Annotated in this window: 23 protein-coding genes; 15 read left to right on the top strand and 8 right to left on the bottom strand. The window is 38.3% G+C overall.

The features are described from left to right. Positions 1–4: 4 nt before the first annotated feature. The 3 genes from tdh to glpG all read left to right on the top strand — a co-directional run bounded on the left by tdh (position 5) and on the right by glpG (position 2,340). Positions 5–1,033 carry an L-threonine 3-dehydrogenase gene (gene tdh, locus RM573_RS11125; protein ID WP_311581661.1) on the top strand — a complete coding sequence of 343 codons (1,029 nt, stop codon included), beginning with the start codon at positions 5–7 and terminating at the stop codon, positions 1,031–1,033. Between the two features lie 90 nt (positions 1,034–1,123). Then, positions 1,124–1,468: a thiosulfate sulfurtransferase GlpE gene (gene glpE, locus RM573_RS11120; RefSeq protein ID WP_432280236.1), complete on the top strand. Its 345-nt coding sequence runs from the start codon at positions 1,124–1,126 to the stop codon at positions 1,466–1,468. Next, complete coding sequence (gene glpG, locus RM573_RS11115) at positions 1,465–2,340, top strand: rhomboid family intramembrane serine protease GlpG (protein ID WP_311581659.1); 876 nt, start codon at positions 1,465–1,467, stop codon at positions 2,338–2,340. Before glpE ends, glpG begins: the two co-directional genes overlap by 4 nt. A 32-nt stretch (positions 2,341–2,372) precedes the next feature. Here the strand turns inward: glpG and RM573_RS11110 are convergent, their stop codons facing one another. Then, positions 2,373–2,756 carry a flagellar basal body-associated protein FliL gene (locus RM573_RS11110; RefSeq protein WP_311581657.1) on the bottom strand — a complete coding sequence of 128 codons (384 nt, stop codon included), beginning with the start codon at positions 2,754–2,756 and terminating at the stop codon, positions 2,373–2,375. Between the two features lie 204 nt (positions 2,757–2,960). On the opposite strand from RM573_RS11110, the gene RM573_RS11105 reads away from it, so the two are divergent. Then, entirely contained in the window at positions 2,961–3,545 is a 585-nt protein-coding gene (locus RM573_RS11105; protein ID WP_311581655.1) for a chorismate--pyruvate lyase family protein, read from the top strand. Next, complete coding sequence (ubiA, locus tag RM573_RS11100; protein WP_311581653.1) at positions 3,542–4,417, top strand: 4-hydroxybenzoate octaprenyltransferase; 876 nt, start codon at positions 3,542–3,544, stop codon at positions 4,415–4,417. Before RM573_RS11105 ends, ubiA begins: the two co-directional genes overlap by 4 nt. A 105-nt stretch (positions 4,418–4,522) precedes the next feature. Here the strand turns inward: ubiA and plsB are convergent, their stop codons facing one another. Beyond that, the gene (gene plsB / locus RM573_RS11095) at positions 4,523–6,964 is read right to left on the bottom strand and encodes a glycerol-3-phosphate 1-O-acyltransferase PlsB (RefSeq protein ID WP_311581651.1); all 2,442 of its coding nucleotides are present in this window, start codon (positions 6,962–6,964) and stop codon (positions 4,523–4,525) included. A gap of 157 nt (positions 6,965–7,121) precedes the next feature. On the opposite strand from plsB, the gene RM573_RS11090 reads away from it, so the two are divergent. The 3 genes from RM573_RS11090 (at position 7,122) to RM573_RS11080 (ending at position 12,052) form a co-directional block, all read left to right on the top strand. Further along, positions 7,122–7,595, top strand: coding sequence for a LabA-like NYN domain-containing protein (locus RM573_RS11090; RefSeq protein ID WP_311581649.1), 474 nt, complete (start codon positions 7,122–7,124; stop codon positions 7,593–7,595). Positions 7,596–7,672: 77 nt separating this feature from the next. After that, the gene (locus RM573_RS11085) at positions 7,673–8,452 is read left to right on the top strand and encodes a hypothetical protein (RefSeq protein ID WP_311581647.1); all 780 of its coding nucleotides are present in this window, start codon (positions 7,673–7,675) and stop codon (positions 8,450–8,452) included. Between the two features lie 102 nt (positions 8,453–8,554). Further along, positions 8,555–12,052 carry a hybrid sensor histidine kinase/response regulator gene (locus RM573_RS11080; RefSeq protein WP_311581645.1) on the top strand — a complete coding sequence of 1,166 codons (3,498 nt, stop codon included), beginning with the start codon at positions 8,555–8,557 and terminating at the stop codon, positions 12,050–12,052. A 69-nt stretch (positions 12,053–12,121) separates the two neighbouring features. Here the strand turns inward: RM573_RS11080 and RM573_RS11075 are convergent, their stop codons facing one another. From RM573_RS11075 to RM573_RS11060, 4 genes are all read right to left on the bottom strand, one after another. Continuing rightward, the gene (locus RM573_RS11075) at positions 12,122–12,586 is read right to left on the bottom strand and encodes a type 2 periplasmic-binding domain-containing protein (RefSeq protein ID WP_311581643.1); all 465 of its coding nucleotides are present in this window, start codon (positions 12,584–12,586) and stop codon (positions 12,122–12,124) included. A gap of 62 nt (positions 12,587–12,648) precedes the next feature. Next, on the bottom strand, positions 12,649–12,807 hold the full coding sequence (locus RM573_RS11070) for a hypothetical protein (protein ID WP_311581641.1): 159 nt from the start codon (positions 12,805–12,807) through the stop codon (positions 12,649–12,651). Positions 12,808–12,903: 96 nt separating this feature from the next. Further along, complete coding sequence (locus RM573_RS11065; protein ID WP_311581639.1) at positions 12,904–13,572, bottom strand: response regulator transcription factor; 669 nt, start codon at positions 13,570–13,572, stop codon at positions 12,904–12,906. 75 nt (positions 13,573–13,647) lie between these two features. Next, positions 13,648–15,978, bottom strand: coding sequence for a TonB-dependent receptor (locus RM573_RS11060; RefSeq protein WP_311581863.1), 2,331 nt, complete (start codon positions 15,976–15,978; stop codon positions 13,648–13,650). 279 nt (positions 15,979–16,257) lie between these two features. Between RM573_RS11060 and RM573_RS11055 the strand changes: the two genes are divergently transcribed. The 5 genes from RM573_RS11055 to RM573_RS11035 all read left to right on the top strand — a co-directional run bounded on the left by RM573_RS11055 (position 16,258) and on the right by RM573_RS11035 (position 20,958). Continuing rightward, positions 16,258–17,553, top strand: coding sequence for a GntP family permease (locus RM573_RS11055; RefSeq protein WP_311581637.1), 1,296 nt, complete (start codon positions 16,258–16,260; stop codon positions 17,551–17,553). A gap of 18 nt (positions 17,554–17,571) precedes the next feature. Further along, on the top strand, positions 17,572–18,750 hold the full coding sequence (locus tag RM573_RS11050) for an E22 family MetX-like putative esterase (RefSeq protein WP_311581635.1): 1,179 nt from the start codon (positions 17,572–17,574) through the stop codon (positions 18,748–18,750). Further along, entirely contained in the window at positions 18,750–19,517 is a 768-nt protein-coding gene (locus tag RM573_RS11045; protein ID WP_311581633.1) for a 3-hydroxybutyrate dehydrogenase, read from the top strand. The genes RM573_RS11050 and RM573_RS11045 overlap by 1 nt, the downstream gene beginning before the upstream one ends. Positions 19,518–19,579: 62 nt before the next feature. Further along, entirely contained in the window at positions 19,580–20,299 is a 720-nt protein-coding gene (locus RM573_RS11040) for a CoA transferase subunit A (protein WP_311581631.1), read from the top strand. 2 nt (positions 20,300–20,301) lie between these two features. After that, on the top strand, positions 20,302–20,958 hold the full coding sequence (locus RM573_RS11035) for a CoA transferase subunit B (protein WP_311581629.1): 657 nt from the start codon (positions 20,302–20,304) through the stop codon (positions 20,956–20,958). Positions 20,959–21,018: 60 nt separating this feature from the next. Here the strand turns inward: RM573_RS11035 and RM573_RS11030 are convergent, their stop codons facing one another. Both RM573_RS11030 and RM573_RS11025 read right to left on the bottom strand, forming a co-directional pair. Next, positions 21,019–21,630, bottom strand: a complete 612-nt coding sequence (locus RM573_RS11030) for a DUF938 domain-containing protein (RefSeq protein ID WP_311581627.1) — start codon at positions 21,628–21,630, stop codon at positions 21,019–21,021. A gap of 23 nt (positions 21,631–21,653) precedes the next feature. Then, positions 21,654–22,778, bottom strand: coding sequence for a GNAT family N-acetyltransferase (locus RM573_RS11025; protein ID WP_311581625.1), 1,125 nt, complete (start codon positions 22,776–22,778; stop codon positions 21,654–21,656). 220 nt (positions 22,779–22,998) lie between these two features. Here RM573_RS11025 and lexA point away from each other — a divergent pair, with 220 nt between their 5' ends. Further along, positions 22,999–23,622, top strand: coding sequence for a transcriptional repressor LexA (lexA, locus tag RM573_RS11020; protein WP_311581623.1), 624 nt, complete (start codon positions 22,999–23,001; stop codon positions 23,620–23,622). 557 nt (positions 23,623–24,179) lie between these two features. Beyond that, positions 24,180–25,676 (top strand): cytochrome c oxidase subunit II, encoded by a 1,497-nt coding sequence (gene coxB, locus RM573_RS11015; protein WP_311581860.1) that lies wholly within the window; start codon positions 24,180–24,182, stop codon positions 25,674–25,676. Positions 25,677–25,687: the final 11 nt, after the last annotated feature.

Below are 25,687 nucleotides of genomic sequence, written 5' to 3'. Positions count from 1 at the left end.
CAGGATGAAGTCATTAGCTAAGTTACATGCCAAAGAAGGTATTTGGATGACTAAATCGGAGAAACCTCAAGTAGGCCATAACGATTTATTGATCAAAATTAAAAAAACAGCAATCTGCGGTACCGATATTCATATTTATAACTGGGATGATTGGGCGCAAAAAACGATTCCTGTTCCTATGGTTGTCGGTCATGAATATGCCGGTGAAGTTGTTGGTATTGGCCAAGAAGTAAAAGGATTTTCTATCGGCGATCGCGTCTCTGGCGAAGGGCATATTACCTGTGGCCATTGCCGAAATTGTCGAGGTGGTCGTACCCATTTGTGTCGAAATACCGTGGGGGTTGGGGTAGATCGTGAAGGCAGTTTTGCTGAATACTTGGTTATTCCCGCCTATAACGCCTTTAAACTTCCTGATGAAATTACAGATGATTTAGCTGCGATTTTCGACCCTTTCGGTAATGCAGTGCATACCGCATTATCTTTTGATTTAGTCGGAGAAGATGTGTTAATTACTGGTGCCGGTCCTATCGGTATTATGGCAGCAGCCGTGGCGAAACATGTTGGCGCAAGGCATGTTGTGATCACCGATGTAAATGAATACCGTCTTGATTTAGCAAAAAAAATGGGCGCAACTCGTGCAGTGAATGTTAGCCAAGAAAACTTAAAAGATGTCATGAATGATCTAGGCATGACAGAAGGGTTTGATGTGGGTATGGAAATGTCTGGTGTACCTATGGCCTTTACCGATATGCTTGCCAATATGAATAACGGCGGCAAAATTGCCATGTTAGGCATACCAGGAAACGACATGGCAATCGATTGGAGCCAAGTTATTTTCAAAGGATTAACAATAAAAGGTATTTATGGTCGCGAAATGTTTGAAACTTGGTATAAAATGGCAAGCTTAATTCAATCGGGATTAGATCTGTCGCCTATCATTACTCATCATTTTAATATCGATGATTTTCAACAAGGTTTTGATATCATGCGTTCAGGTTTATCAGGTAAAGTAATTCTTAACTGGGAAGATTAATTAAGCAGTCACCTCTACAGTCATATCGTAGACTAAATAAATTGCGGGATTTATCCATAAGTACTAGTGAGAATAATAGGAGTATGAAAAGTGAGTGAAGCAGGTTTTAAACATATGCATATCAGCGAATTACATGCGGTGATTAATGATAAGAGTCATGTGGTGGTTGATATTCGAGATCCTAATTCATTTCAGGCTGGTCATATTCCTGATTCAATTCATTTAACGAACGATAATTTATCAACTTTTATTCGTGAAGCAGACATTGACGCGCCTGTGGTCGTTTGCTGCTATCATGGTAATTCTAGTCAACAAGCCGCTCAGTTCCTGCTTAGTCAAGATTTTACGGAAGTTTACTCACTTGATGGTGGCTTTGTTGATTGGCAATTACATTATCCTGATTTGGTCGCTTCAGGAAGTAATGCAGATTCATGACGGGTTCATCACATTCTTTACAACCGCTGGTTAGTGTTCATCAACATAATATTGCCCTGCTATTCTCAAACTATTTAATCAGCCAAAATATTGAAAGTGCCGTGCAGATTGAAGATGAGCAGTTTGTGATTTTATGTTCACCTGAACGATACGAACAAGCGCGCGAGATTTTCAATGAATTTATTGAAAATCCTCATGATGTGAAATATCAACAAGCGGCTTGGCAAAGCAGTGAAACCACAAATATTGTGCAGAATGGTCCTTCATTCTTTTCGACCATCAAACAGCAGTTTTTAGCGCATGCTGGTGTTGTGACGTTAAGCATTTTCGCTTTGTGCTGGTTGATTTATCTGGGCAGTATTTTAGGTTGGCAAATGACCATATTTAACGAAATTCATTTCTTTAATAAACTGAGCGTAGCCCATTTTTTTGAAAATCCTTTTCGTTTAATCGGGCCGGTTTTCTTTCATTTTTCATTATTACATATTGCCTTTAACACCATGTGGTGGTGGCAATTAGGTGGCAGTATCGAAAAAGTGATGGGCAAAGCCGAGTTGATCCAGTTATTTTTGTTGTCGGCTATTGTATCAAACCTCGGTCAATTTATAGTTTCAGGTCCAAATTTTGGGGGCTTGTCAGGTGTTGTTTATGCTGTGGTGGGTTACGTTTGGTGGGCTGGTTGGTTAGCACCGGAAAAAGGTTTAGTGTTATCTAAAGCCATTATTGGTTTATTATTATTTTGGTTGTTACTCGGCTTTGTTGATGTGTTGCCGGTGAAAATGGCCAATACAGCGCATTTATTAGGGTTAATATCAGGATGTTTTTTAGCTTGGTTAAGGTTTGCCAACCCAGCTAAACATATTGAAAAGTAGCCGATTTTTCAGCTACTTTTTATTGACATTGCTTAGTTATCTAGCCATTGCGTAAACAGTAATTTTTTGATTAATGGTTGTCCGGTTTCTTTGGTTAATAAGCTTTTTACTTGCTCTTCACAAAGCTTTTGTATTTCATGGCGACCATTAATGGATTTAATCTTTGCTTCTGGTTGTTGACCAATAATATTAATAATGGCATCACGTAATAACGGAGAATGGTGTTCTACTGCTTCGAAATTGGACGAATCTTCAATCATCAATTCAACGGTGAGTCTGACATAACCCATCTTCTTTTTTACCGCGACATAATTGGTAATAATCTCAGGTTCGAAACCAAAGTAAGCATAGTCGGCCGCTTTTGTTTGATTAACGGTGATTAGTGTGATGAAAAGTATAAGAAAGCTTTTAAGCATATAGACTACGTCCTAGAAAAATAAAAGTTACGATAAGTAATGCTAAGTTATCGGCATTAATTGTAGCGATTTTAGTGAAATTTTTCATTTTATTTATTTTAATAATCAGAATTATATTGAAAGTCGCATACCGTCAGTGGTTTGGCTAGAAATAAAAACCTGATATCATACGCGCGCTTTCGTCGTAAATGGTTTAAATATTTCATGGTACAACAAACTCAACCTCATCATTTATTTCCTGTGCAGTTGCATACAAAATGGTGTCGAGAAAAAACCTCCCAATTAAATCTTTATCTTCAAGACTGGTTATTAGATCCGAGTTCGTTAACGGCAAGATTAAAGCAACACTGTCAAGATTTTCGAGTGCAAGTGTTAGGGCAATGTATTGAAACTTGTTCTGTAGATGAGAGTAACGAAGATATCCTCGCTGGTGAAGAAGTGTTGGTGCGAGAAGTACTGCTTTTTTGTGATAATAAGCCACAAGTTTTTGCCCGAAGTTTATTACCTTTACGATCATTAACAGGCAAGGAAGCGCATTTAGCTAAATTAGGTGAGCAATCGTTAGGGCAAGTAATATTTAATCACCCAGAACTCAAACGTAAAGGTATAGAAGTGGCAAGTTTTGATCAGCAATCTAGGGTAGCTGAACTAGCGAGTTATTATCAACTAAGTGTCGTTGATCCTTTATGGGGTAGACGTTCTGTCTTTGTGGTCAATGACAAACCATTAATGGTGGCGGAAGTCTTTTTACCTAACTCTTTTGCCTATCAAGATAAAGTTAACCAATGAGTATCAATCAAAAACAAGCTTGGTCAAATAAGTGGCTGGCAATTAAACAAATTACCCGTATGGATAAGCCTATCGGCACTTATTTATTATTGTGGCCAACCTTTTGGGCATTGTGGATTGCCGCAGATGGCTTTCCTAATTTGCATCTTATTTTGGTTTTTTCACTCGGCGTTTTTATTATGCGAAGTGCAGGCTGTGTAATCAATGACTTTGCCGATAGAAAAGTGGATGGCAAGGTAAAAAGAACAGCCCACAGACCTTTAGTTTCAGGAGCTATGACCAGTGAACAAGCATTAAGCTTATTTGCTTTTCTCATTGGTGGCGCGATTGCGCTAGTGTTAACACTCTCCCTTTATACTATTTATTTATCGATGATTGCGCTGTTGTTAGCGGCAAGTTATCCCTTTATGAAACGTTATACCCAATTACCCCAAGTGGTTTTAGGGGCTGCTTTTAGTTGGGGAATGATCATGGCATTTGCCGAACTGCAAGGCGAGATCCCTGTTGTGGCTTGGTTATTATTTTTTGCCAATGTATTATGGACAGTCGCCTACGATACTATGTATGCCATGGTTGATCGTGACGATGACTTGAAAATAGGGGTGAAATCCACGGCTATTTTGTTTGGCAAACATGACAAACGCATTGTTGGCTTTTTGCAATTAATGACCTTAGCGCTGTTATTTACCGTCGGTGATATTTTAGCGTTTGGTTGGCCTTTTCAATTAACGTTAGTTTTAAGTGCAGGGTTATTTTGTTATCAACAAATGCTGATTGTAAATCGGGATAGAGACAATTGCTTTAAAGCGTTTTTAAATAACCACTGGGTTGGGTTGATTATATTTGTCGGTGTTTACATTGAATACTTATAACGAAGCAACCAATCGACAAGCTTAGCCATGATTTATATAAAAGTGACGCTGATTAATGCTGTTATGCTAAAAGCACTAACGTGATTAAAAAGCGTCGTTGCCTCGTTACCGTAAAATACTTTGTAACACGGAAATATCCACTAAATTAGTCACATATGAGCGGGTAATATCTAAGGTACTGTTGGCCATTAACAAACCATCTTCATCCGTCTGTATAAGCCCTTCATCACGCATTGCATCAATTAACGTCATTTGTGTTTTCTTATCAATAAATTCTGCGGCATTGATACTATTTAACACCGTTAAACGTTTGGCAATAGCGACCACTTTTTCGACAAAATCGTTTTTATTGATGGGCGATAAACGATTGATGAGGATTGAAATGATCGTAAGTCTTTGTAATGTTTCGTCAGCGCACTCACCGAGTAAATTAATACTACTGAGAGTCTTATTCTCATTAATCAATGACCAAAAGCCTGCTTTACTTTGTTTTGCCGTGTTAAGCGAAGCGAGTGTTGCAAGCACTTGAGAAACTTGTCGAGATATTTCATCACAACTTTGCCATAAAAATAAATCTCGTTTAAGCAACACCAGAATATGCTGTACCTGTTTTTCTAATTCTTGTTGCGCTATTTTGGCATTTTTTTCTAAAATTCGACAAACTAAAGCTGGCAGCATAAAAGCGTGCAAAATATTATTGCGGTAATAGCGCATTTCCAATGCTGCCGACTCGCTCAGTGAAATAATGTCGCCAAAACTATCTTGATCGACCGTGACTTTATTTAAGGTAATTGCATCATTGAGTAGTTGTTCACCATTTTGCTCTGGTAAAGTTAGTTCATCACTATAGGGGGCTTGTTTTTGAATCGCTAAAAAGAAATCCAATTGAATAATAAGCTCTTGACGAGACAAAGCTTTGTTTTTAGTTGCCAGTAAAATTAAGGCAATTAGTGATACGCCATTTAACGCCGCACACTTGTTGATGGCAACCATCACTTGATCAGCTAACACGTTAACGCTAGGGGTTAACCAGCTTGGTTTTTGTGGATCGATGGCATCTATATCATCTTTCCAGTTTGGCACTTGCTCGGTCAAAAACTGATTGATGTTAATTGGGGTGCCAAAGTTGACGAATCCTTTACCATAATTGCGCAGGTTTTTTATGGCTTTAAACACGCCAAATACTGATTCATTTTTCTTTTTACTACCGCTTAATTCTTTATGGTAAGTACCCACTTCCATGACATGTTCATAGCCTAAATAGACAGGCACTAAGGTGAGTGGGCGATTAATTCCTCGTAAAAGGCTCTGAATGGTCATTGCTAACATACCCGTTTTAGGATCTAATAACCTGCCCGTCCGACTTCTGCCACCTTCTGAATAGTATTTCACTGAATATCCACGTTCAAATAATAAGCCTAAATATTCACGAAAAATTGTGGAATACATGCGGTTACCGCGAAAACTACGACGAATAAAAAAAGCACCAGCTTTTCTGAAAATAGGGCCAGCAGGCCAAAAGTTTAAATTGATACCGGCGGCAATCCTTGGTGTGACTAGGCCTTGTTGATAAATAATATAAGTGAGTAATAAATAATCCATATGGCTGCGATGACAAGGTACATAAATGATTTCATGACCATCATCGGCAAGTTCTCGTAAGGTATTCGCATTGTTGACCTCAATACCTTGATAAAGACGATTCCATAGCCAGTGCAACACGCGTTCACCTACTCGAACCATGGATTCGCGATAATCACCGGCTATTTCATCCATGATTTTTAAGGCGTGTTTTTTGGCAACGGCTTCGCTTTGTCCTTTGCTTTCCACTTCGTCTTGTATTAATTTTTTAATCGAAGGATTTTTCATTAATGCTTTAAACATTTGTTGTCGGTGCATTAATCTTGGTCCTGTTGCCGCAATTTTTTGACGATGAAAATGAAAGCGAGCAACCCGTAATAATTTTCGTGCGATTGCATCGTCAGTTCCATGTTTATCTGCCATATAGCGCAATGACAATGACTGGCTAAAACGTACTAGGGTATTTCTGCCTAGAAATAACACAATAAAAAATTTACGTAACCAGCTTGGCGATTCTTGGTCGGCGAGTATGGTACCTACATTGGCGTTATTTTTTTCAATGGTAGGTTTTCTGCCCCACACTAAATTAGCGGGGATCAGTTGTACGTCAAGCTGTGGGTTGTTTTTATGTAATGCTAATAGTGCTAGGCCTTGCTCTTTCGCTTTTCCTTTAATGGCGCCTTTTGAAAAGAGTACTTGGCTTGGTTTTTCTAAGCAAAGCGTGCGCTGGAAAGTTTTACCATCAATGGTGATGGTCTCTAAAGGATCAGGAAAATTTAATTTTTTACAGGCTTTTTGTAGCGTTAATAAATCGCTCGCCGATTGATGTCTTACAATATAAAAAATGGGTTTATTGCGATTACCTTGTTGAGTTTCAAGGACTTTATCGGCAACTATCCGACATTTTACCCATAATTGAACGGGAAATTTTAATAGCATATAAAAAAATGAACGTAGTGCTAACATCTTGTTTTTCTCAGACTTATCAGAATAAATAGTGTAGCATTAATCAAAAGACTTGTCTTATTTCGAACTAGGATTGCACCAAGTGTTTTACTTTTTCAATTTAGCCTAATAAAGCGAGTGTCATTGATTAACAAGGTTAGGCCTTTAAAGGATCCAAGTGAATAAAATTGCCGTTTTTGTTGACGTACAAAATATCTACTACACCACGCGAGATACTTTTGGGCGTCAGTTTAATTATCGTAAGTTTTGGCAACAATTAAGTGAGCAAGGTAAGATTGTTCATGCTAACGCCTATGCGATCCAACGGAGTGATGATGCTCAGCATAAATTTCAAAAAGCATTAAAACATATTGGTTTTCATGTAAAACTCAAACCCTTTATTCAACGTGCTGACGGCTCTGCCAAAGGTGATTGGGATGTAGGGATCACAATTGATGTTATGGAATTGGCCCCTGAAGTTGATACTGTCGTGTTATTATCAGGCGATGGCGATTTTGATTTGTTGTTAAAAAAAGTAGCTGAAAACTATCAAGTGACCACGCAAGTTTATGGGGTCACGGCGTTAACGGCTAATTCACTTATCAATGTCGCGACAGACTTTTTCCCTATTAATAATGATTTGCTTCAGTAAATCATTGTCTTTTTAATACACAAATCTATAAGAATCAGGCATGATAAGAAAGGCGTGATTGACTAGGGATAATCATTTTGAAGACAAGAATAACAAAGCTAATTGCTTATTATTTGAATTGCTTTGCGATTATTTTCATCATATTTAAGTCGTCAATCTCTCATGGGGAAGAGTTAGTGATTGGCCTAGGCAATTTTCCTCCATTATTTTCAACGCCTGGTTCTCCTGCTTTATTTAAAGATTTAATCGATGGTGTTTATCGATATATTCCAAACAAAACAATAACCTACCAATATATGCTTTCTAATGCACGTTTAGAAATGGGGTTAAATATCAACGCATTAGACGGTGCGGCTAATATCGTATCAAATCAATATATTACCGGTTGCATTACCCAGCCACTGTTTGGCTTTTCAGATGTTGCGATTAGTAAAAAAGTGAATGCATATCAAATAGAGGATATTTCAGTCCTATCAAAATATTCTGTGGTGTCATATCAAGGAGCGACAAAGCTATTAGGTGTGGCTTATAACAAGGCAATTTCACAGGCTTCATTTTATAAAGAAGTTTCGAATCCGATGGATCAAGCAAAATTACTTGCCAATGATCTTGTCGATGTGAGTATTGGCGATAAGTATATATTTCTACATAGTTTAAAACATTGGACTCATGGTACTAATGATGCCGCCGATTATCAGATCCATCCTATCTTTCCGCCTGTGGTTAGTTCAATGGGATTTAATCAACAACAGCATTGTGATGAATTTGATCAAGCTTTAGTTAAATTTAAAGCCAGTGGTGAATACCAACAGGTTTACGATAAACATCTAAAACGTTTAGGTTTTATTAAAGAATAACGGTACCTGTTAAGTGATCAAGCATCTGTTACTTTCGAACTATTCGCAATAATTTATGAATCACTTATGATAGTCGTTAAATAATAAAAATAATTCGCTGATATGCTGCCAATTTCAATATTAGTCTTACTGACATTTTTCTACTTAATTCTGCTTTTTGCGATTGCTTATCTCGGCGATAAATACACTATATCGTCGAAAGCTAAGCCCGTAGTTTATAGTTTAGGTTTAGGTGTTTATTGTACTTCTTGGGCATTTTATGGTGTGACAGGACAAACCGCTAAAACAGGTTGGTGGCTAACACCTACCTACACTGGCGCCATTATCGTGTTCATTTTAGCGTGGCCATTAGTGCTAAAAGTTGCACGAATTTGTCGGGAGCAATCGCTGACCTCATTGGCTGACTTTATCTCTTCACGCTACGGAAAATCTTCAAGCTTAGCCGGTCTCATTACCATCACGGCTTTTTTTGCCATTATTCCCTATATTGCACTACAACTTCGAGCGATAACCAATAGTTTTAATGTTGTAACACTAAACTCACCCGCACTAGATAATATTGATGTGACGTTACTGTTTACGGTGACATTAGCGGTGTTTGCGATTTTATTTGGTACCCGACGAATTCGCCCTTCTGAGCATAATCCCGGCTTATTGTTGGCGATTGCCTTTGAATCGATCATTAAGCTTTTTACTTTTTTAGCGATTGGCTTTTTTGTTTGTTATGTGATGTTTGATGGGATGAATGATTTATTTACTCAAGCGGCTAATAATCAAGCAGTACAAAGAATAAGTTCACCGCCGAGTTATGTTTATATCACTCAAACCATCTTAGGCATTTTAATGATGTTCTGTCTGCCTCGACAATTTCATATGGCCTTTATCGAGCAAGACAATGAAAAAGAGCTTAATACTGCTCGTTGGCTATTCCCTTTGTATATGATTGCCTTAAACATTTTTGCATTACCCATTGCCTATGCCGGATTAATATTATTTGATGGTTCAACGGTTGGTTCAGACAGTTTTATGTTGCAGCTGCCTATGTTGGTAGAAAATGATTTTATGACCATTGTTTCTTATCTCGGCGGATTTTCTGCCGCCACAAGTATGGTGATTGTGGCAACGATTGTACTGAGCATAATGGTGTCAAATGATTTAATAACGCCAAAATTATTAGCCAATGAAAGTGGCTTACATCAACAAGAGCGATTAAGTCCTAATAAGCTATTAATTATACGCCGCATTACTATTGTGGTGATATTACTGGCGGCATATGCCTATTATCGAGTAACGTCGAACACGCAATTATTAGCCGTGACAGGTTTAATGGCAATGTCTTTGGTTGCACAATTTTCTCCGGCATTATTATTGGGATTAGTATGGCGCAAAGCCAATATGAAAGCAGCCTACCGGAGTATTGTTGTTGGTACGTCATTATGGGCATATACCTTATTATTACCTTCATTAAATAAAACTTTTATCAACATTGACGGTTTAATCGAGCAAGGCTTTTTAGGTATTACTTGGTTAAGACCCACGATGATGTTTGGCTTAGAGCTCGACTTTATTTCTCATGGTGTTGTGGTGAGTTTAGCATCAAGTTTGGCGGTTTTTGTTTATTATTCATTAGTGAGTGCTCCTGATATCAATGAGCAAATGCAGGCTATTCATTTTATTGATTCTGATAATCAACAAAAAAATAATCAGCAAAGAACTTCGCCATTGACCGTGCGTGATTTATACAATTTAGTGGTGCGCTTTTTTGGACAACGATTCGCCGATAAGTTGTTAGCAAAATATTTTCAATCAAATAGCATGAATTGGGAACATATTGCTCCTGTGACTTTTGAGTTAGCGGTAGAGCAAGAACTAGCCGGTGTTATTGGTGGGGCATCCGCTAAATTACTATTAGATTCAGCGAAACGACGACGCCATGCGTTATTAAATGATGTCGTTGATATTGTCGATGAGGCCAGCGAGCTTTTACGATTTAATCGATCATTATTGCAAGCCACAATTCAAAATGTAGAACAAGGTATTTCTGTGGTGGATAAAGACTTGAAAGTCGTTGCTTGGAATCGGCGATATATTGAAATGTTTGATTACCCTGAAGCGGAAATCTTTGTCGGTCGACCAGTCGAAGAAGTACTGAAATTTAATGCTAAACGTGGCTATTTTCCTAATTTGTACGGTGAGCTTGAAATTGCTAAGCGTATTGCTTACTTAGAAGAAGGCAAATCATACCGGTTTCAACGAGTGCAAAAAAATGGCAAGGTCTATGAAATGTCTGGTAATCCATTACCCGGAGGGGGATTTGTCACTACCTACGCTGATATTACTGAATTTGTGAAAACGCAAAAGGCACTGGAAGAAATTAATGCCCATCTCGAGTCACGCGTTGAAAAACGTACCTTAGATTTACAACAAGCTAATCAACATTTACAAGAAGCAAAGCTAGACGCTGAGCAGGCAAATATTAATAAAACTAAATATTTTGCGGCGCTAAGTCATGACTTGTTGCAACCGTTTAATGCGGCAAGTTTATTTTCGTCTATTCTGGCAGAGAAAACCGAAGATAGTACTTTAGCTGATCACATCGACAAAAAAGAGCTACGTGAACTCAGTCAAAATATTCATAATTCGTTAAGTAATGCTGAACAATTATTAAGTTCGATTTTAGAGTTAACTAAATTAGATGCCGGTGCCACTCAGCCGGTTGTTGAAGATTTTCATTTCGACGAATTTATTCGCCCTATTTGTGATGAATTTAAGCTTATAGCTGAGAACAAAGGATTAATATTTGAAGAAAAGTTATGTGCTGTCGGCACGCGTTCAGATAAAACTTTGCTTCGTAGAGTCTTACAAAACTTATTGTCTAATGCCGTAAGGTATACCGATAACGGTAAAATTACTTTATCGATAAAAGAGATTAAAGGTTCACTTAAACTCACTATTTCAGACACAGGTATTGGCATTGCAGAAAAAGATAAGGTAAGGATATTTAACGACTTTGAACAAGTAGAAAAACGACTTGTAGAAAAAAATCATCAAGAAGTTGGACTGGGACTAGGATTAGCGATCACGTCGCGTATTTGTAAAATTTTAGGTATTGAGTTCGAATTATCCTCTGAAATAGGGAAAGGCAGTCATTTTTCATTATATTTACCGGTGATCAATATTAAAAGTCATTCGATAGCACCGAAACAAACCACTACTATCGTGAGAAAAGATTTAGTCGGTTTACGGGTTTTAGTGATTGATAATGACGCGCCAGTATTGCTGGCGATGCAAAAACGCCTCACCGAGTGGGGCTGTGTGGTTTCAACAGCGAAAGATCAACAGGAAGCTTTGCAGAAGTGCGAGAAAGCACAGCCTGATATCATTGTTGCCGATTACCATTTAGATTTTGGCAAAACAGGCGTTGATGCCGTTGTCTTTATCAACGACAAGCTTCAAACGAATATTCCTGTGATTGTTAATTCAGCAGATCATTCTGAAGATATTCATGAACAAGTGGTTGCTAATGGTTTTATGTTTATTCATAAACCCGTAAAGCCTGCCGCATTAAAAAGAACAATTAAAAAACTTGTGGCGAATTAACTTCATTTTAATCACACTACTGATAGCTCTTAATGTGATGTTGCCAAATTTGATTGAATTCTAAATCTTCTATAATTGGCACAATATGTTGGTAAATTTCAGTATATTTATGCGGAATAAGAATTCTACGATCGTATATATCGTGGGTTTTTTCGATAAATGAAATTTATTTTGCCAGTTATTTTTTTTGATGGTGTGATCAAAGGTTGAACGGCTTATTATTGCTGCATCAACCCGTTGATTTAATAACATTGAGAACAAGTCGACTTCATTAGCAGTATCAACCCTTGTGATAATTTCTTCCTCTATGAGCTCATTAATGCCAAAGTAATAGAATCCTCTCACGCCCCCAAATACTTTACCTTTCAATGATTGTGGTTTGATAAATTCAATAGATTGTGAAATTAGCGAGACTATTTCATCTCGATCAGTAAAAACACGAGGTGTCCACAGGTACTCTTTTTCATCTTTATCAGAAAACCATACAGGGTTTACTCCCAATAATATGCCATTTAGTGTCTCGTTAGCTATCATCCGTTCGATGCGTTTGCGGGGGACAGAGACCATTTCAAAATGGTATTTAGCACTGTAAGCATTTAAGCATTGGGTAAAGTCGTAATATAAACCTTCTTTTTTTCGGGATCTATCACTAAAGGTGGTTTGACATGGTAGGTATAAATGGTCACTAAGGTCTTTTCTTCAGCATTGAGAAAAGTGCAATAAAGTAATGACAACATTAACAATAAATATTTCATATTAGCGCAAGTAAGTATCCATACATAACGAACATGTATCTAACTATATATTTTAATTAAGAAATTGCTCTACACTTTTTAGTTTTAATTTTAGTTTTAGTTTAAGTTTGATGGTTGAAGTGATGTTTGTTTAAGTTTTTGGAAGAGAGTGCTTGCTTGAGTACGGTTATTAACTTCAAATTTTTGCAGAATGGCTGAAACATGATTTTTAACGGTCGGCTCTTGTATATTCATTTCATAAGCAATTTGTTTATTCAATAAACCATCGGCAATCATTTGCAAAACTCGATATTGAGCTGGGGTTAATTTACTGAGTTTCTCGGCAATTTCTTTTTCTTCGGAAGGTGCCTCGGTTGACAAATTAATCCCAGGCGGTAACCAAGTTTCACCATCTAAGACAAAATCTATCGCGTCAGAAATTTCATCGAGGGAAGCTGATTTTGGTATATAACCACTTGCCCCTAAATCAATGGCACGATTAATAATATTGGCTTCTTCTGTCGCCGATACCATGACAACTTGTATATCTGGATAAGCGTTTCGGATAGTCGCTAAGCCGGTAAAACCATCATTGCCAGGCATATTTAAATCAAGAAAAATTAATTCTATATCTGGATTTTCTTGGATCACATCAATAATACTGTTGAAAGATTCTGCTTCAATAATTTCACTGAAAGGTAATGATTTTTTTGCCGCTTGAGTCAGTGCTGCACGAAATAATGGGTGGTCATCTGCAATGGCTAATTTCACAAATTCTATACTCATGTTTGACCTTAATACATTTATTTAAACACGAAAGAATAGAGGGGCGCTAGTATAACGCCCCCTATATAGGCGATTTTAGAATCTATACCCTAGAGTTAAGTGAATAGTACGTGGGTCGGCAAAGTAACCAATTAAGGTCGTATCACCACCTAAACCAGCACCATAAGTACCATCACCATTGTCTACGGCAAAGTTATAACCACCAACCATCACTTCTTCATCGGTTAAGTTTTTACCATGTAAACCACCGTACCAATTACCTTCGGTACTTTCCCAAGTTATGCTTGCATTTACATTGCCATAGCCGTCTTGGGTTAACATGTCGCTATCTTCAAATAAAAGATATTCGTCACGGTAGTAATATCCGCCACTAAAGACAAAATAACCTATGTCAGTATCTAAGGTATAATTTGCTGCAAGGTTCATTGTGTACTTAGGTGTGTTAGATATGCCAACTAATGGCACGGCTACCGTAGGATCATCTTCTATTTCTGAATCAATATAACCGAAAGAAAAGTCGATTCTTAAATCATCGGTTGCAGCCCAAGTAACTTCAGCTTCAACCCCGTCACCAGTCGAACCTTTGATGTTACCTAAGTTTTGATTCAATACCGTTAGATCATTGGCATCAGGTGTGATGGTAATATATTGACGATCTTTGTGGTCAATAGAGAATAATGTCACGTTGGTACGTAACTCATCGTTCCAATCTTTCTTGATACCAAATTCGATAGTATCAACAATTTCTGGATTTGCTGCCATTTCGTTTAACGTTGCACGTGGGTTAAATGTACCTGATTTAAAGCCTTGTGAATAACTGGCAAATATCATGGTGTCTTTATCCATTTGATATTCAAGACCTACACGCGGTGAAAACTGAGACCAATCTGCTTTTTTAGGCGCATCTAATGTGCCATCGCCATTGGTATCTTCACCTAGTACTTGTGGGAAAGTGATACTCGGGTCTCTGGTGTAGCCGTCAATCCAACCAGAACTTGGGTAAACGTTTGAAAAAGCGATACCGTTGTTTACGTAAGCTTCTTTATCTTCTTTGGTATATCGTGCACCCAATGTTAATGAAAGCTTTTCTGATAAATCGATACTACTTTGTAGGTATATCGCGCTACTCTCACTGTTGTTACAACCCGTTACTTCACGCGTTAAACCTGTGGCACCTAATGAAGCGCCATAAGCTGCGCGACCTAAGAAACCTAAAATGGCATCGAAATGGCCACAAGATTCACCATCATATAAATATAAGCCACCAACAATGCTATATCCTTCACCATTGTACGATGCTTGTAATTCATGGCTGTTATTTTCATCATCATAGAAAGCTGGTACGTCAAAAATATCTAACGGGGTATTGTCAAAATCAATGTTGGTATCTGAATACCCGTCACGAGAAGTCGCGACATATTTCAAGGCTAAATTGTCAGACGCTTGCCAATTGACCATAAAACTTAATCCAGATAATTCAACACTATTTTCAGTTGGCATACTGGTATAAGAATCAAAAACATTATTAGGCACAGGAGCATTGGTTAATAAGCTTGGTAATAAACGGTAACCGCCCTTAGCGTTTGAGTCGTCTTGGGTTTTATCCCATGCTAAGCGCATAAATATATCATCAGTAGCATGATATTCTAAGGTTAAACGTGCAGCTGTTAAGTCCTTGTTGTAGTTTTCTTTATCTTGATTCGGTAAATCAGAAATTAAAAACTCGCCAAACCCATCTCGATTTAAATTCGCATAACCAAAACCTAAGTAAAGGGTATTTTCAACTAAAGGCATTTGCCCAGTCATTTTTAAATCTTTTTGATTATAGCTGCCAAGTGTCCCTTGAATGTCAAATTCAGCATCACCAGACATTTCTTTAGTGACATACTTAACCGCACCACCAATCGTGTTTTTACCGTATAAAGTTCCTTGTGGACCACGTAATACTTCGATACGTTCAATATCTAAAAGATCTAATACCGCACCTTGTGGTCTAGCTAAGTAGACGTCATCAACATAAATACCAACACCAGGTTCATAACCCCAAAGTGGATCTTGTTGACCAACACCACGTATAAAGGCTGTTAGTGTCGAGTTAGTACCACGGCTGGTTTGCAGTGTGGTGTTTGGCGAAAAACGTTGTACTTCTGTCATCACAGAAATACCATTTTCAGCTAACTCGGCTGCGCCAACTGATGTCATAGCAACCGGTGTTTCTTGTAAGTTTTCAGTCGTTTTACGGGCGGTTACTTCGATTATTTCTAAACCAGCCACTTTCTTTTCTTGAGATTCTTCTGCCGCATAAACTGCAGAACTCATAAGTGTTGAACTAATAGCTATTGCACACAGCGATTTGCTAAAAGTGTTTTGAGACGACTTACTTTGAGCCGTTTTTGATGTAAACATTGATGTATTCATGTTTCTCCCCGATGGATATTCTTTCTTTATAGTTTTATTTATTGCAGTGATTGTTTTTCAGTCATTAGTTAATCTAGCTTAAGCACATCCATCTGTATGTGGTACTTAAGTACTATACCTTTTTATCACCCTGTAAAGCACAATGAAATTGAGCATTTAAGGTGATTATTTTCCATAAGCTATCATCTTATATTACTCATGAGTTTTGTTAGTGAGAGATCTCTTCAGTCAAATTGATTTAATTAAAACAATACTCAGGAATTACTTATGTTAAGTATGTTTGGCTTAGTCGGAGGACTCATTTTATTAGTGGTTCTCACGATGAGGGGCATGAATTTATTCATTAGCGCTCCTTTATGTGCGTTACTAGTAGCCCTTAGCAATAATATGGCGTTACTTACTGGCGATACTTATTTTGTTAGCACTTATATGTCTGGCTTTACAAGTTTTATTGCCGCGTGGTTTTTTATGTTTTTACTGGGTTCTTTATTCGGTAAATTTATGGAAGATACCGGTGCTGCAGACAGTGTTGCTCGCTATATTGTTGATAAACTCGGCATGAAAAAAGCGGTTTTTGCGGTTGTCGCCGCGTGTGCCATTTTAACTTACGGTGGCGTAAACTTATTTGTTGTTGCATTTTCGGTTTACCCAATGGCACTAAGTTTATTTAAAGATGCTAATTTACCGCGCCGTTTCATTCCCGCCACGTTAGCTTTTGGCTCGGTCACGTTCACGATGACTTCTGCCGGTTCGCCAGAAATTCAAAACTGGATCCCGATAAAATATCTAGGCACTACGCCTTATGCTGGCTGGGAAGTGAGTTTAGTGGTCGCAATATTTATGGCGCTATTTGGTTATTGGTGGTTAAAAAAACTGATTTCCAAAGCGATAGCCAACGGGGAAGTTTTTGAACACCGTGAAGATGATCCAGAAATTCCTCAACGAGATTACCCTCACCCCATTACTGGTGTTATCCCGTTGTTGGTGGTCTTAATATTATCATTTAGCCTACACAGTTATTTTGGCCATAATGCTTTGATTGTTGCATTAGCCGGTGGAGTGATCAGTATTTGGTTGATCAATAACAAATATTTTCACAATCTAAATAATGCTATTTCTGAAGGTACAAACGGGGCATTGATTGCTATTGGTAATACCGCTGCCGTCGTTGGTTTTGGCGCTGTAGCAAAATCAACAGAAGCATTTCAAGTGGCAGTAAACATTATGACGCAAATGCCTGGCAATGAATTAATCGGTGCCGCTGTTGCCGTAAGTGTTATAGCAGGGTTAACAGGTTCGGCCTCAGGAGGCCAAGTGATTGCCTTACCATTACTTGCACCTCATTATATTGATCAAGGGGTGAATCCTGAAGAGTTACATCGGGTAGTTGCCATAAGTTCTGGCGCTTTAGATACCTTGCCACATAATGGTTATGTTGTTACTACCATTCGTGCTATTTGTAAGGAAACCCATGCCAGCGCGTATTGGTCTATGTTTGCCATGACCGGCGCAGTTCCATTGTTAGGCTTAATACTTGCCATTGGCTTGTTTATTTTTATTTAGTTTTTGATAGGAAATACTATGAATATAAGACTTCTTCTTTTAGCTGCGACTTTGCTGTTATCAGGATTTTGCTTTGCAGACGAAGCTAGTAAACCATTATTGGTTACTAAGCAAAAATTTACACTGGATAATTTTCAAACCTTTGGTGGTAAAAATATTGCGCAAGTAAACGTAGGGTGGGAAGCCTATGGCACGTTAAACCAAGATAAAAGTAATGCTATTTTGATTACTCATTTCTTTTCAGGAAATTCACATGCTGCTGGTAAATACAATGAAAGTGATGCCTTGCCAGGCTATTGGGATAGCATTATTGGCCCAGGTAAAGCCATTGATACCGATAAATATTATGTCATTAGTTCTGACACTTTGGTGAATGCCAGTGCGTTCGATAAAAACGTTATAACAACAGGGCCTGCAACGATTGATCCTAAAACAGGAAAACCTTACGGATTAACCTTTCCTGTGGTCACTATTCGCGATTTTGTCAATGTACAAAAAGCGCTCATCGATAGCTTAGGTATTAAAAAATTACACGCCGTTGTGGGTGCCTCTATGGGCTCGTTGCAAGCTATTGAATGGTCTGTTGCCTATCCAGACATGGTTGAACGAATGATTTCTGTTATTGGCGCGGCAGAAATGGATGCGTGGTTAGTCGCGGGGTTAGAGTCTTGGGCTGCACCGATAAAAGCCGATCCTAACTGGAATGGTGGTGATTACTATCAAAGTGAAGCACCAAAAAGAGGATTGCAATTATCTTTAGCAAGTATCACCCAAGATGCAATGCACCCAGCTATTTTCAATGCTTCAAACCCTACACATCAAGCCATTAATCAAGCGGCATTAAATGATATTAACGCTAATTTTCCGGTGGTTGATTGGCTTTATGGCGCCGCGGGGGCAAAGCTCGATATTATTGATGCCAATCATGTTTTATATCTTGTCAGAGCCAATCAATTGTTTATTGCCGGTCATAATAATGACCTTGCCGGAAGTTTGAAAAAAATTACCGCTATAACCTTATTTTTGCCAGCTGCCAATGATTTAGTGTTATTTCCTTCTATGGCTAAAAAAGCGCATGAACTTATTGGTGAAAATAGTCAGTATGAAGAAATTCAAGGCATGTGGGGGCATTTAGATGGTCTCTTTTCAATCAGCAGTAAAGCAAAAACCATTACAACATTTTTGGAGAGTAAATAATGAAAAACATGACCGCCTTAATAACCGGAGCAGGTAGTGGTATTGGTTTCGGTGTTGCTCAGTCGTTGGCTGAAAAAGGTGCGAATATCATTATCACTGATATGAATGATGAAGCGGTTTTATCTGCCCAGCAAAAATTGGCTGAAAAAGGCTTAACTGCAAGAGGCATTAAACTAGACGTTACCAATGAACAAGATATCGAAAATTTACTCGCAGCATTAGCTGATACAACCGTGGACATTTTAGTCAACAATGCCGGTATACAGCATGTTTCACGTTTAGAAGATTTTCCCATGAATGTTTGGCAAAAAATTGTTGATGTATTACTGACAGGGCCGGCGCGAACCTGTAAAGCTTTTATGCCCAAAATGCGGGAAAACGGCTTTGGCAGAATTATCAATATTGGCTCAATACATGGCTTAGTTGCTTCGCCTTATAAGTCTGCATATGTGGCAGCTAAACATGGCTTAATTGGTTTTTCGAAAGTGATCGCTTTAGAAACATCTGATACTGACATTACCATCAATACAATTTGTCCTGCCTACGTTAAAACGCCATTAGTTGAAAAACAGATCAAAGACCAAGCGCAACAACATGGCATTAGCGAAGAAGACGTCATCAATAAAATAATGCTAGAGCCTATGCCGAAAAAGTCGTTTATCGATATTGACGAAATCTGTGCCACGGTGTGTTTTTTGGCGAGTAAAGAAGCAAGAAATATGACCGGCCAAGCCCTTGTGCTTGATGGCGGTTGGACAGTGAAATAATTCCATTAAATCGCTTTTGAAAGCATTAAGCTATTTAATTTATCAAATATAGGAACAAAAAAATGGCAGGTTTTAATAAAGTTGTCGCTAACTATCAAGAAGCGATGGCAGGCTTAGAAAACGGAATGACAGTCATTGCTGGCGGCTTCGGTTTATGCGGCATTCCTGAAAACTTAATCAATGAAATTAAGCGTAAAGGCACTAAAGATCTTACGGTGGTTTCAAATAATTGTGGTGTTGATGATTTTGGTTTAGGGGTGTTACTTGCCGATCGTCAAATTAGCAAAATAGTGGCGTCATATGTCGGTGAAAATGCTGAGTTTGAACGACAAATGATGAGTGGCGAATTAGCCGTTGAATTAACACCGCAAGGAACTCTTGCTGAAAAAATGCGGGCTGGCGGAGCGGGCATTCCTGCTTTTTTCACTGCTACAGGTGTTGGTACACCAGTGGGAGAAGGTAAGGAAGTACGTACTTTTAATGGCAGAGAATACTTGCTGGAAGAGGGCATAAAAGGTGATTTCGCGATTATCAAAGCGTGGAAAGCGGACAAATACGGCAACTTAGTTTATCGCAAAACAGCGCGTAATTTTAATCCAATGGCGGCAACCGCAGGAAAAATCACGGTCGTTGAAGTTGAAGAAATCGTTGAACCAGGTGAACTTGATCCAGACCAAATTCATACCTCAGGTATTTATGTCGACCGTCTGATTGTCGGCACCTTTGAAAAACGCATTGAACAGCGAACGATTCGTCCTTCGCAGCAAGAGTCAGGAGAATAAAAATGGCGTTAACTCGAGAACAAATGGCAAAGCGCGTTGCTCAAGAATTACAAGACGGTTATTACGTTAATTTAGGGATTGGTATTCCTACTTTAGTGGCGAATTATATTCCTGAAAATATGGAAGTTATGCTGCAATCAGAAAACGGCCTTCTGGGCATGGGACAATTTCCTACGGAAGATGAAATTGATGCGGATTTAATTAATGCCGGTAAGCAAACGGTCACTATGGCAACCGGAGCGTCTGTATTTTCAAGTGCTGAGTCATTTGCCATGATCCGCGGTGGCCATGTTGATTTAACGGTACTCGGTGCCTTTGAAGTGGATGTGAATGGCAACATTGCTTCATATATGATCCCTGGAAAGTTAATCAAAGGCATGGGGGGCGCAATGGATTTAGTGGCCGGCGCTGATAATATTATTGTTACCATGACACATGCTTCAAAGCATGGAGATTCTAAATTACTCGCCAATTGTACTTTGCCGCTCACAGGTAAAAATTGTATTAAAAAGGTGCTTACCGACTTAGCTTACTTAGAAATTCATCAAGGTAAATTTCATTTATTAGAATATGCGCCAGGGGTTTCTATTGAAGAAATTCAAGCGCTGACGGAAGGTGAATTAATTGTTAGTGAAAACGTAAAAGAAATGCTTGTTTAACCTAGTTCGGCACTTTGGTTCGTTGAAAGTGCCGTTTTTTTTTAATTTGTTGCTAATTATTTATTCGCATTTTCTAAATACTAATAAACGGTTATTTGCCGGCATAGTGTGGTCGGTGATTAAAGAAAAACCGGCAGCATTTGCCAAGGTAATTATGGCTTCAAAGTCACGAATACCACTGAGTTGATCACGTTCTTTTAACCACGTATCAAATTGTTGATTACTTGCGCTAGTAAATTTACCTTGGTAGTTAAATGGTCCGTAAATACATAAGGTTCCGTCTTTGACTAAATTATTGCCAACGCCAGTGAAAAAGCGTTGTACTAGCGGCCAGCTCACAATATGCAGGGTATTGGCAGTAAAAATACCATCAAAATAAGGGGTACTGTTGTCGTTAGTAAAAGACCAGTCTTCAGTAAGATCAAGGGTAATAGGCGCGCGAATATTGTTTAAACCGCTGTTAATGACTCTTTGCTGGATAGAAAAATGATTGGTGGCAAGATCACTGGTTTGCCAAACTAGTTGTGGTAAATGTTCAGCAAAATGTACGGCATGTTGACCCGTGCCAGAGCCTATTTCAAGCACCTTGTTTGTGGTACTAAACGCCTGATTTAATACTGATAAAATGGCAGACTTGTTGTTTTCACAGGCCTGAGAAAATGCTAATTCCATCCTAATTTCCTTTTGTTGACGCGTTAGCTTTGTTTAAACGGTAATGCCGCTAAACATTGCTTTTGATAACGCTTTAGTTGTACTCGTTCTTGTTGGCAGTAATTTTTTATCGGCGTTTTGAAGTGTTCATGTTTGATCCAATGATAAGAATAGGTCAATACGGCTTCAAAACCTCGTTGTATTTTATGCTCACCTTGTGTGCCTGGATTAAACATCGCTAATTTATTAGCAATGCAAAATTCGATGCCTTGATAATAACAAAGCTCAAAATGAAGATTTTTCACTGATTCACTACAGCCCCAATAACGACCATATAAATGCTGATGATCATAAAAGAACAATGAACAAGCAATATATTGATCATCTCGACTCGCGATTACCAGTAAAATATTATCCGGTAACGTTTGAAAAATTTGTTGAAAAAAAGCATAGCTTAAGTGCGGCTGATGACCTTTTTTTAAATAAGTTAATTGGTAAGTTAAATAGAAGTAATCTAAATGTTTCTTGGTAATGTCTTTACCGACAAACCGCTTAACCTGAACATCTTGTTGAGCAATTGAACGGCGTTCTTTTAAGGTGTTTTTACGTTTTCTGGCGGTAAATGTTGAAAGGAAATGGTCAAAACTTTGATATTGACGATTAAACCAATGAAACTGAACCGTATGGCGAAGATATACGTCATCAGGTAACTTTTCTTGAGCAGCTTGAGAAATTTCAGGAATAAACAACAAGTGCCAGCTATTGATATCATTTTGCTGGCAATACTCAATCAGTACTTTTATGATTTGCAGATAATCAACCGTTTCGCTTAGGAGCTTGTCATTTGGAATGGGGGTAACAGGAATAGTGCTGACTAACTTGGGATAATAATCTAAACCATTGTGCTGATAAGCTTGTGCCCAGTCCCAGTCAAACACATACTCGCCCCATGAGTGTTGTTTAATATATAACGGGATAATTGCTTGAATTGTTTTATCAGTAGATAAGGTTAAATGATGAGGCTGCCAACCAGTCTTAATACAAATAGACGTACTATCTTCAAGCGCTTTGAAAAATTCATAATGCATCAGTGGGCATAAAGAGTTTTCTACGGCTTGCCATTGGTTTTTGGCAATATCATTAATACTATGATGAAATTCTGCTTTCACGTGGCTCGTATTTTTAAGTGAAACGTTGGCTAAGCATAGCTGATTTTGCTTTCAGATATAATAACCAATGGCGAATAGAGAGGTTTTTATCTCATTCATTTATATAGCATTATGTCTGATATCTCGATTAAGTTTTTTACTTGACTAGTCAGGGTTGCGTTTATTTACAGCCTGTATATACTAACAGTTATAACTGTCAGTATATACAGGAAATTGTCGAATGACTAACCTACGACCACTTACACCACGCCAAGAACAAATTTTTGATCTTATTAAAGAAAATATTTCTCAAACGGGTATGCCACCCACGCGCGCTGAAATTGCCGATTTTTTCGGTTTTAAATCTGCCAATGCCGCCGAAGAGCATTTAAAAGCACTCGCTAAAAAAGGTTACATCGAAATGCTACCTGGCACGTCGCGCGGTATTCGTTTAGCGGAACAGTTTACTGAAGAAGAAGGCTTACCGTTAATTGGTCGTGTTGCGGCAGGAGAACCTATTCTGGCGCAAGAACATGTTGAAGATAACTATAAAATTGACGGTAATTTATTTCACCCTGCAGCGGATTATTTATTGCGAGTAAATGGCGAAAGTATGAAAGATATAGGCATTCTCGATGGTGATTTATTAGCGGTACATCAAACGACTGACGTGCAAAATGGCCAAGTGATTGTTGCGCGAATTGATGAAGATGTAACGGTAAAACGATTTAAACGTGAAGGAAATGTTGTTTATCTTCACGCTGAAAATGAAGATTTCTCACCGATAAAAGTTGATTTAACTTCGCAACATTTTAATGTTGAAGGCATAGCTGTAGGAGTTATTCGTTCTGCCGACTGGATGTAAATTTAACTTTTCCATATTGCTGACTTTTGTTCTCCTCTTTTTAATAAAAGTCAGCAATTTTTTACTTTTTGTCACTTTTCATGCTTTAGCCGAACTTTTATAAAGAATAATTCTTATTTAATCTTAGTATTCTCAAACTAGATTGTTTTTTGATTAAAAAATATTCACCCTCATTTCTACCTGATATTATTTTATTAGAGCAATTGCTTGATTTTTAGCCTATGGCGTCAGGCTATATAAAATGGACTTTTTAACGTTTTAGAGTTGATACTCTATTGTAATTGTTAGTGTTTTTACTTTTATTAAAGAAAATTAAGAATTGACCTAGATCAAGATTTAAGTAATTCTAGGACAGAAATTGAACAAAAATAATAATAAGGCGCACTTTAAGTGGTTAAAAAATAGCCAGAAAAAATAACAACAAAAACAACTAAAAGAAATCAAGATATTCGTTTTTTAATGATATTAAAGATTTTAAAACTTAGAAAGGGTGGAGGAGATGTCGAGTGAAGAGACGTAACCTAAGTTGGCTATTCCTAGGGCTATTAGTTCCTAGTATGGCTTGGGCAGATAAACAGTTAAATCTTACCAAAGGTGTTACTGATATAAGTCAGGAAGTATATGGTCTTCATATGTTTGCGCTTTATATTTGTACTGCAATTGGTGTTGTGGTTTTTGGGGCGATGTTTTGGTCAATCATGTTCCATCGCAAATCAAAGGGGGTAAAGCCAGCAACTTTTCATGAAAGTACCAAGGTGGAAATTCTGTGGACAGTTATCCCTATTGTCATCTTAATCGGCATGGCGGTACCCGCAACGAAAACACTCGTTAGCATGGAAAATAACGATAATTCTGATATCACTATTCAAGTCACTGGCTCTCAGTGGAAATGGCACTATAAATATTTTGACCAAGACATTGAGTTTTACTCTGTTTTATCGACTCCTCGTGGACAATATGAAAACCAAAATGGTGTTGGCGAAACAAAAGGTGAAAATTATCTTTTAGAGGTTGATAGACATTTGGTGATACCGGTTAATAAAAAAATTCGCTTTTTGATCACTTCTGATGATGTGATTCATTCATGGTGGGTGCCAGATTTTGCCGTTAAACAAGATGCTAACCCTGGTTTTATCAACGAAGCATGGGCGATAGTACCTGAGCCAGGAATATATAGAGGCCAATGTGCTGAGCTTTGCGGTAAAGATCATGGTTTTATGCCGATTGTCGTTGAAGTTAAATCGGAAGAAGACTACGCCCGTTGGATTGATGAACAAAATGAATTAATCGCTAATGCCGCTGCTGCAGAGGCTGCTTCTTTAAATGCTTCACTCTCTAAAGAAGAATTAATGCAATTAGGTGAAACTACTTACACGGCTTATTGTGCTGCTTGTCATCAACCTACAGGCTTAGGTTTACCTCCTGCGTTTCCAGCGCTTAAAGGCAGTCCTGTTGCGACAACGGGCAGTGTTGCTGACCATATAGATATCGTTTTCAATGGTAAAGCCGGAACCGGTATGCAAGGTTATGGCAAACAACTTAGCATGAAAGAAATTGCTGCGGTTGTTACTTACGAGCGAAACGCTTGGGGCAATGACACAGGTGATACTGTACAAGCGGCTGATGTTAAATCAGCGACTAGCGGTTCTGCTTCTTCAGCTGCGACTACTGTTGAAAAAGTCGTTGAGAAAGTGAGTAAAGCTGTTTCTGCTGCACCCGCAGAAGACTTATCTAAAGAATATACACTTGATGAATTAATGGCTAAAGGCGAGAAAGTTTACAACACGGCTTGTGTAGCTTGTCATCAGTCTACTGGTGCAGGTTTACCACCAGCATTTCCATCATTAATCGGTAGCCCAATTACTACAGGTGATGTTAATGCACACATTGATATGGTGGTAAATGGCAGTAAGAAAAATCCAAGTATGGCCGCTTTTGGTGCTCAATTGTCTAAAACCGACATTGCTGCCGTCATTACTTTTGAGCGAAATGCTTGGGGTAATAATACCGGTGATGTTGTTCAACCCGCAGATATTGCTGCAAGTGCTAAGTAAGGAGGCAGAAT

It is taken from the genome of Thalassotalea castellviae, from assembly GCF_031846185.1.
Taxonomy (GTDB): Bacteria; Pseudomonadota; Gammaproteobacteria; order Enterobacterales; family Alteromonadaceae; genus Thalassotalea_H; species Thalassotalea_H castellviae.
The sequence above is the reverse complement of the archived record's forward strand: the minus strand, read 5'-3'. Positions and strand labels throughout refer to the sequence as shown.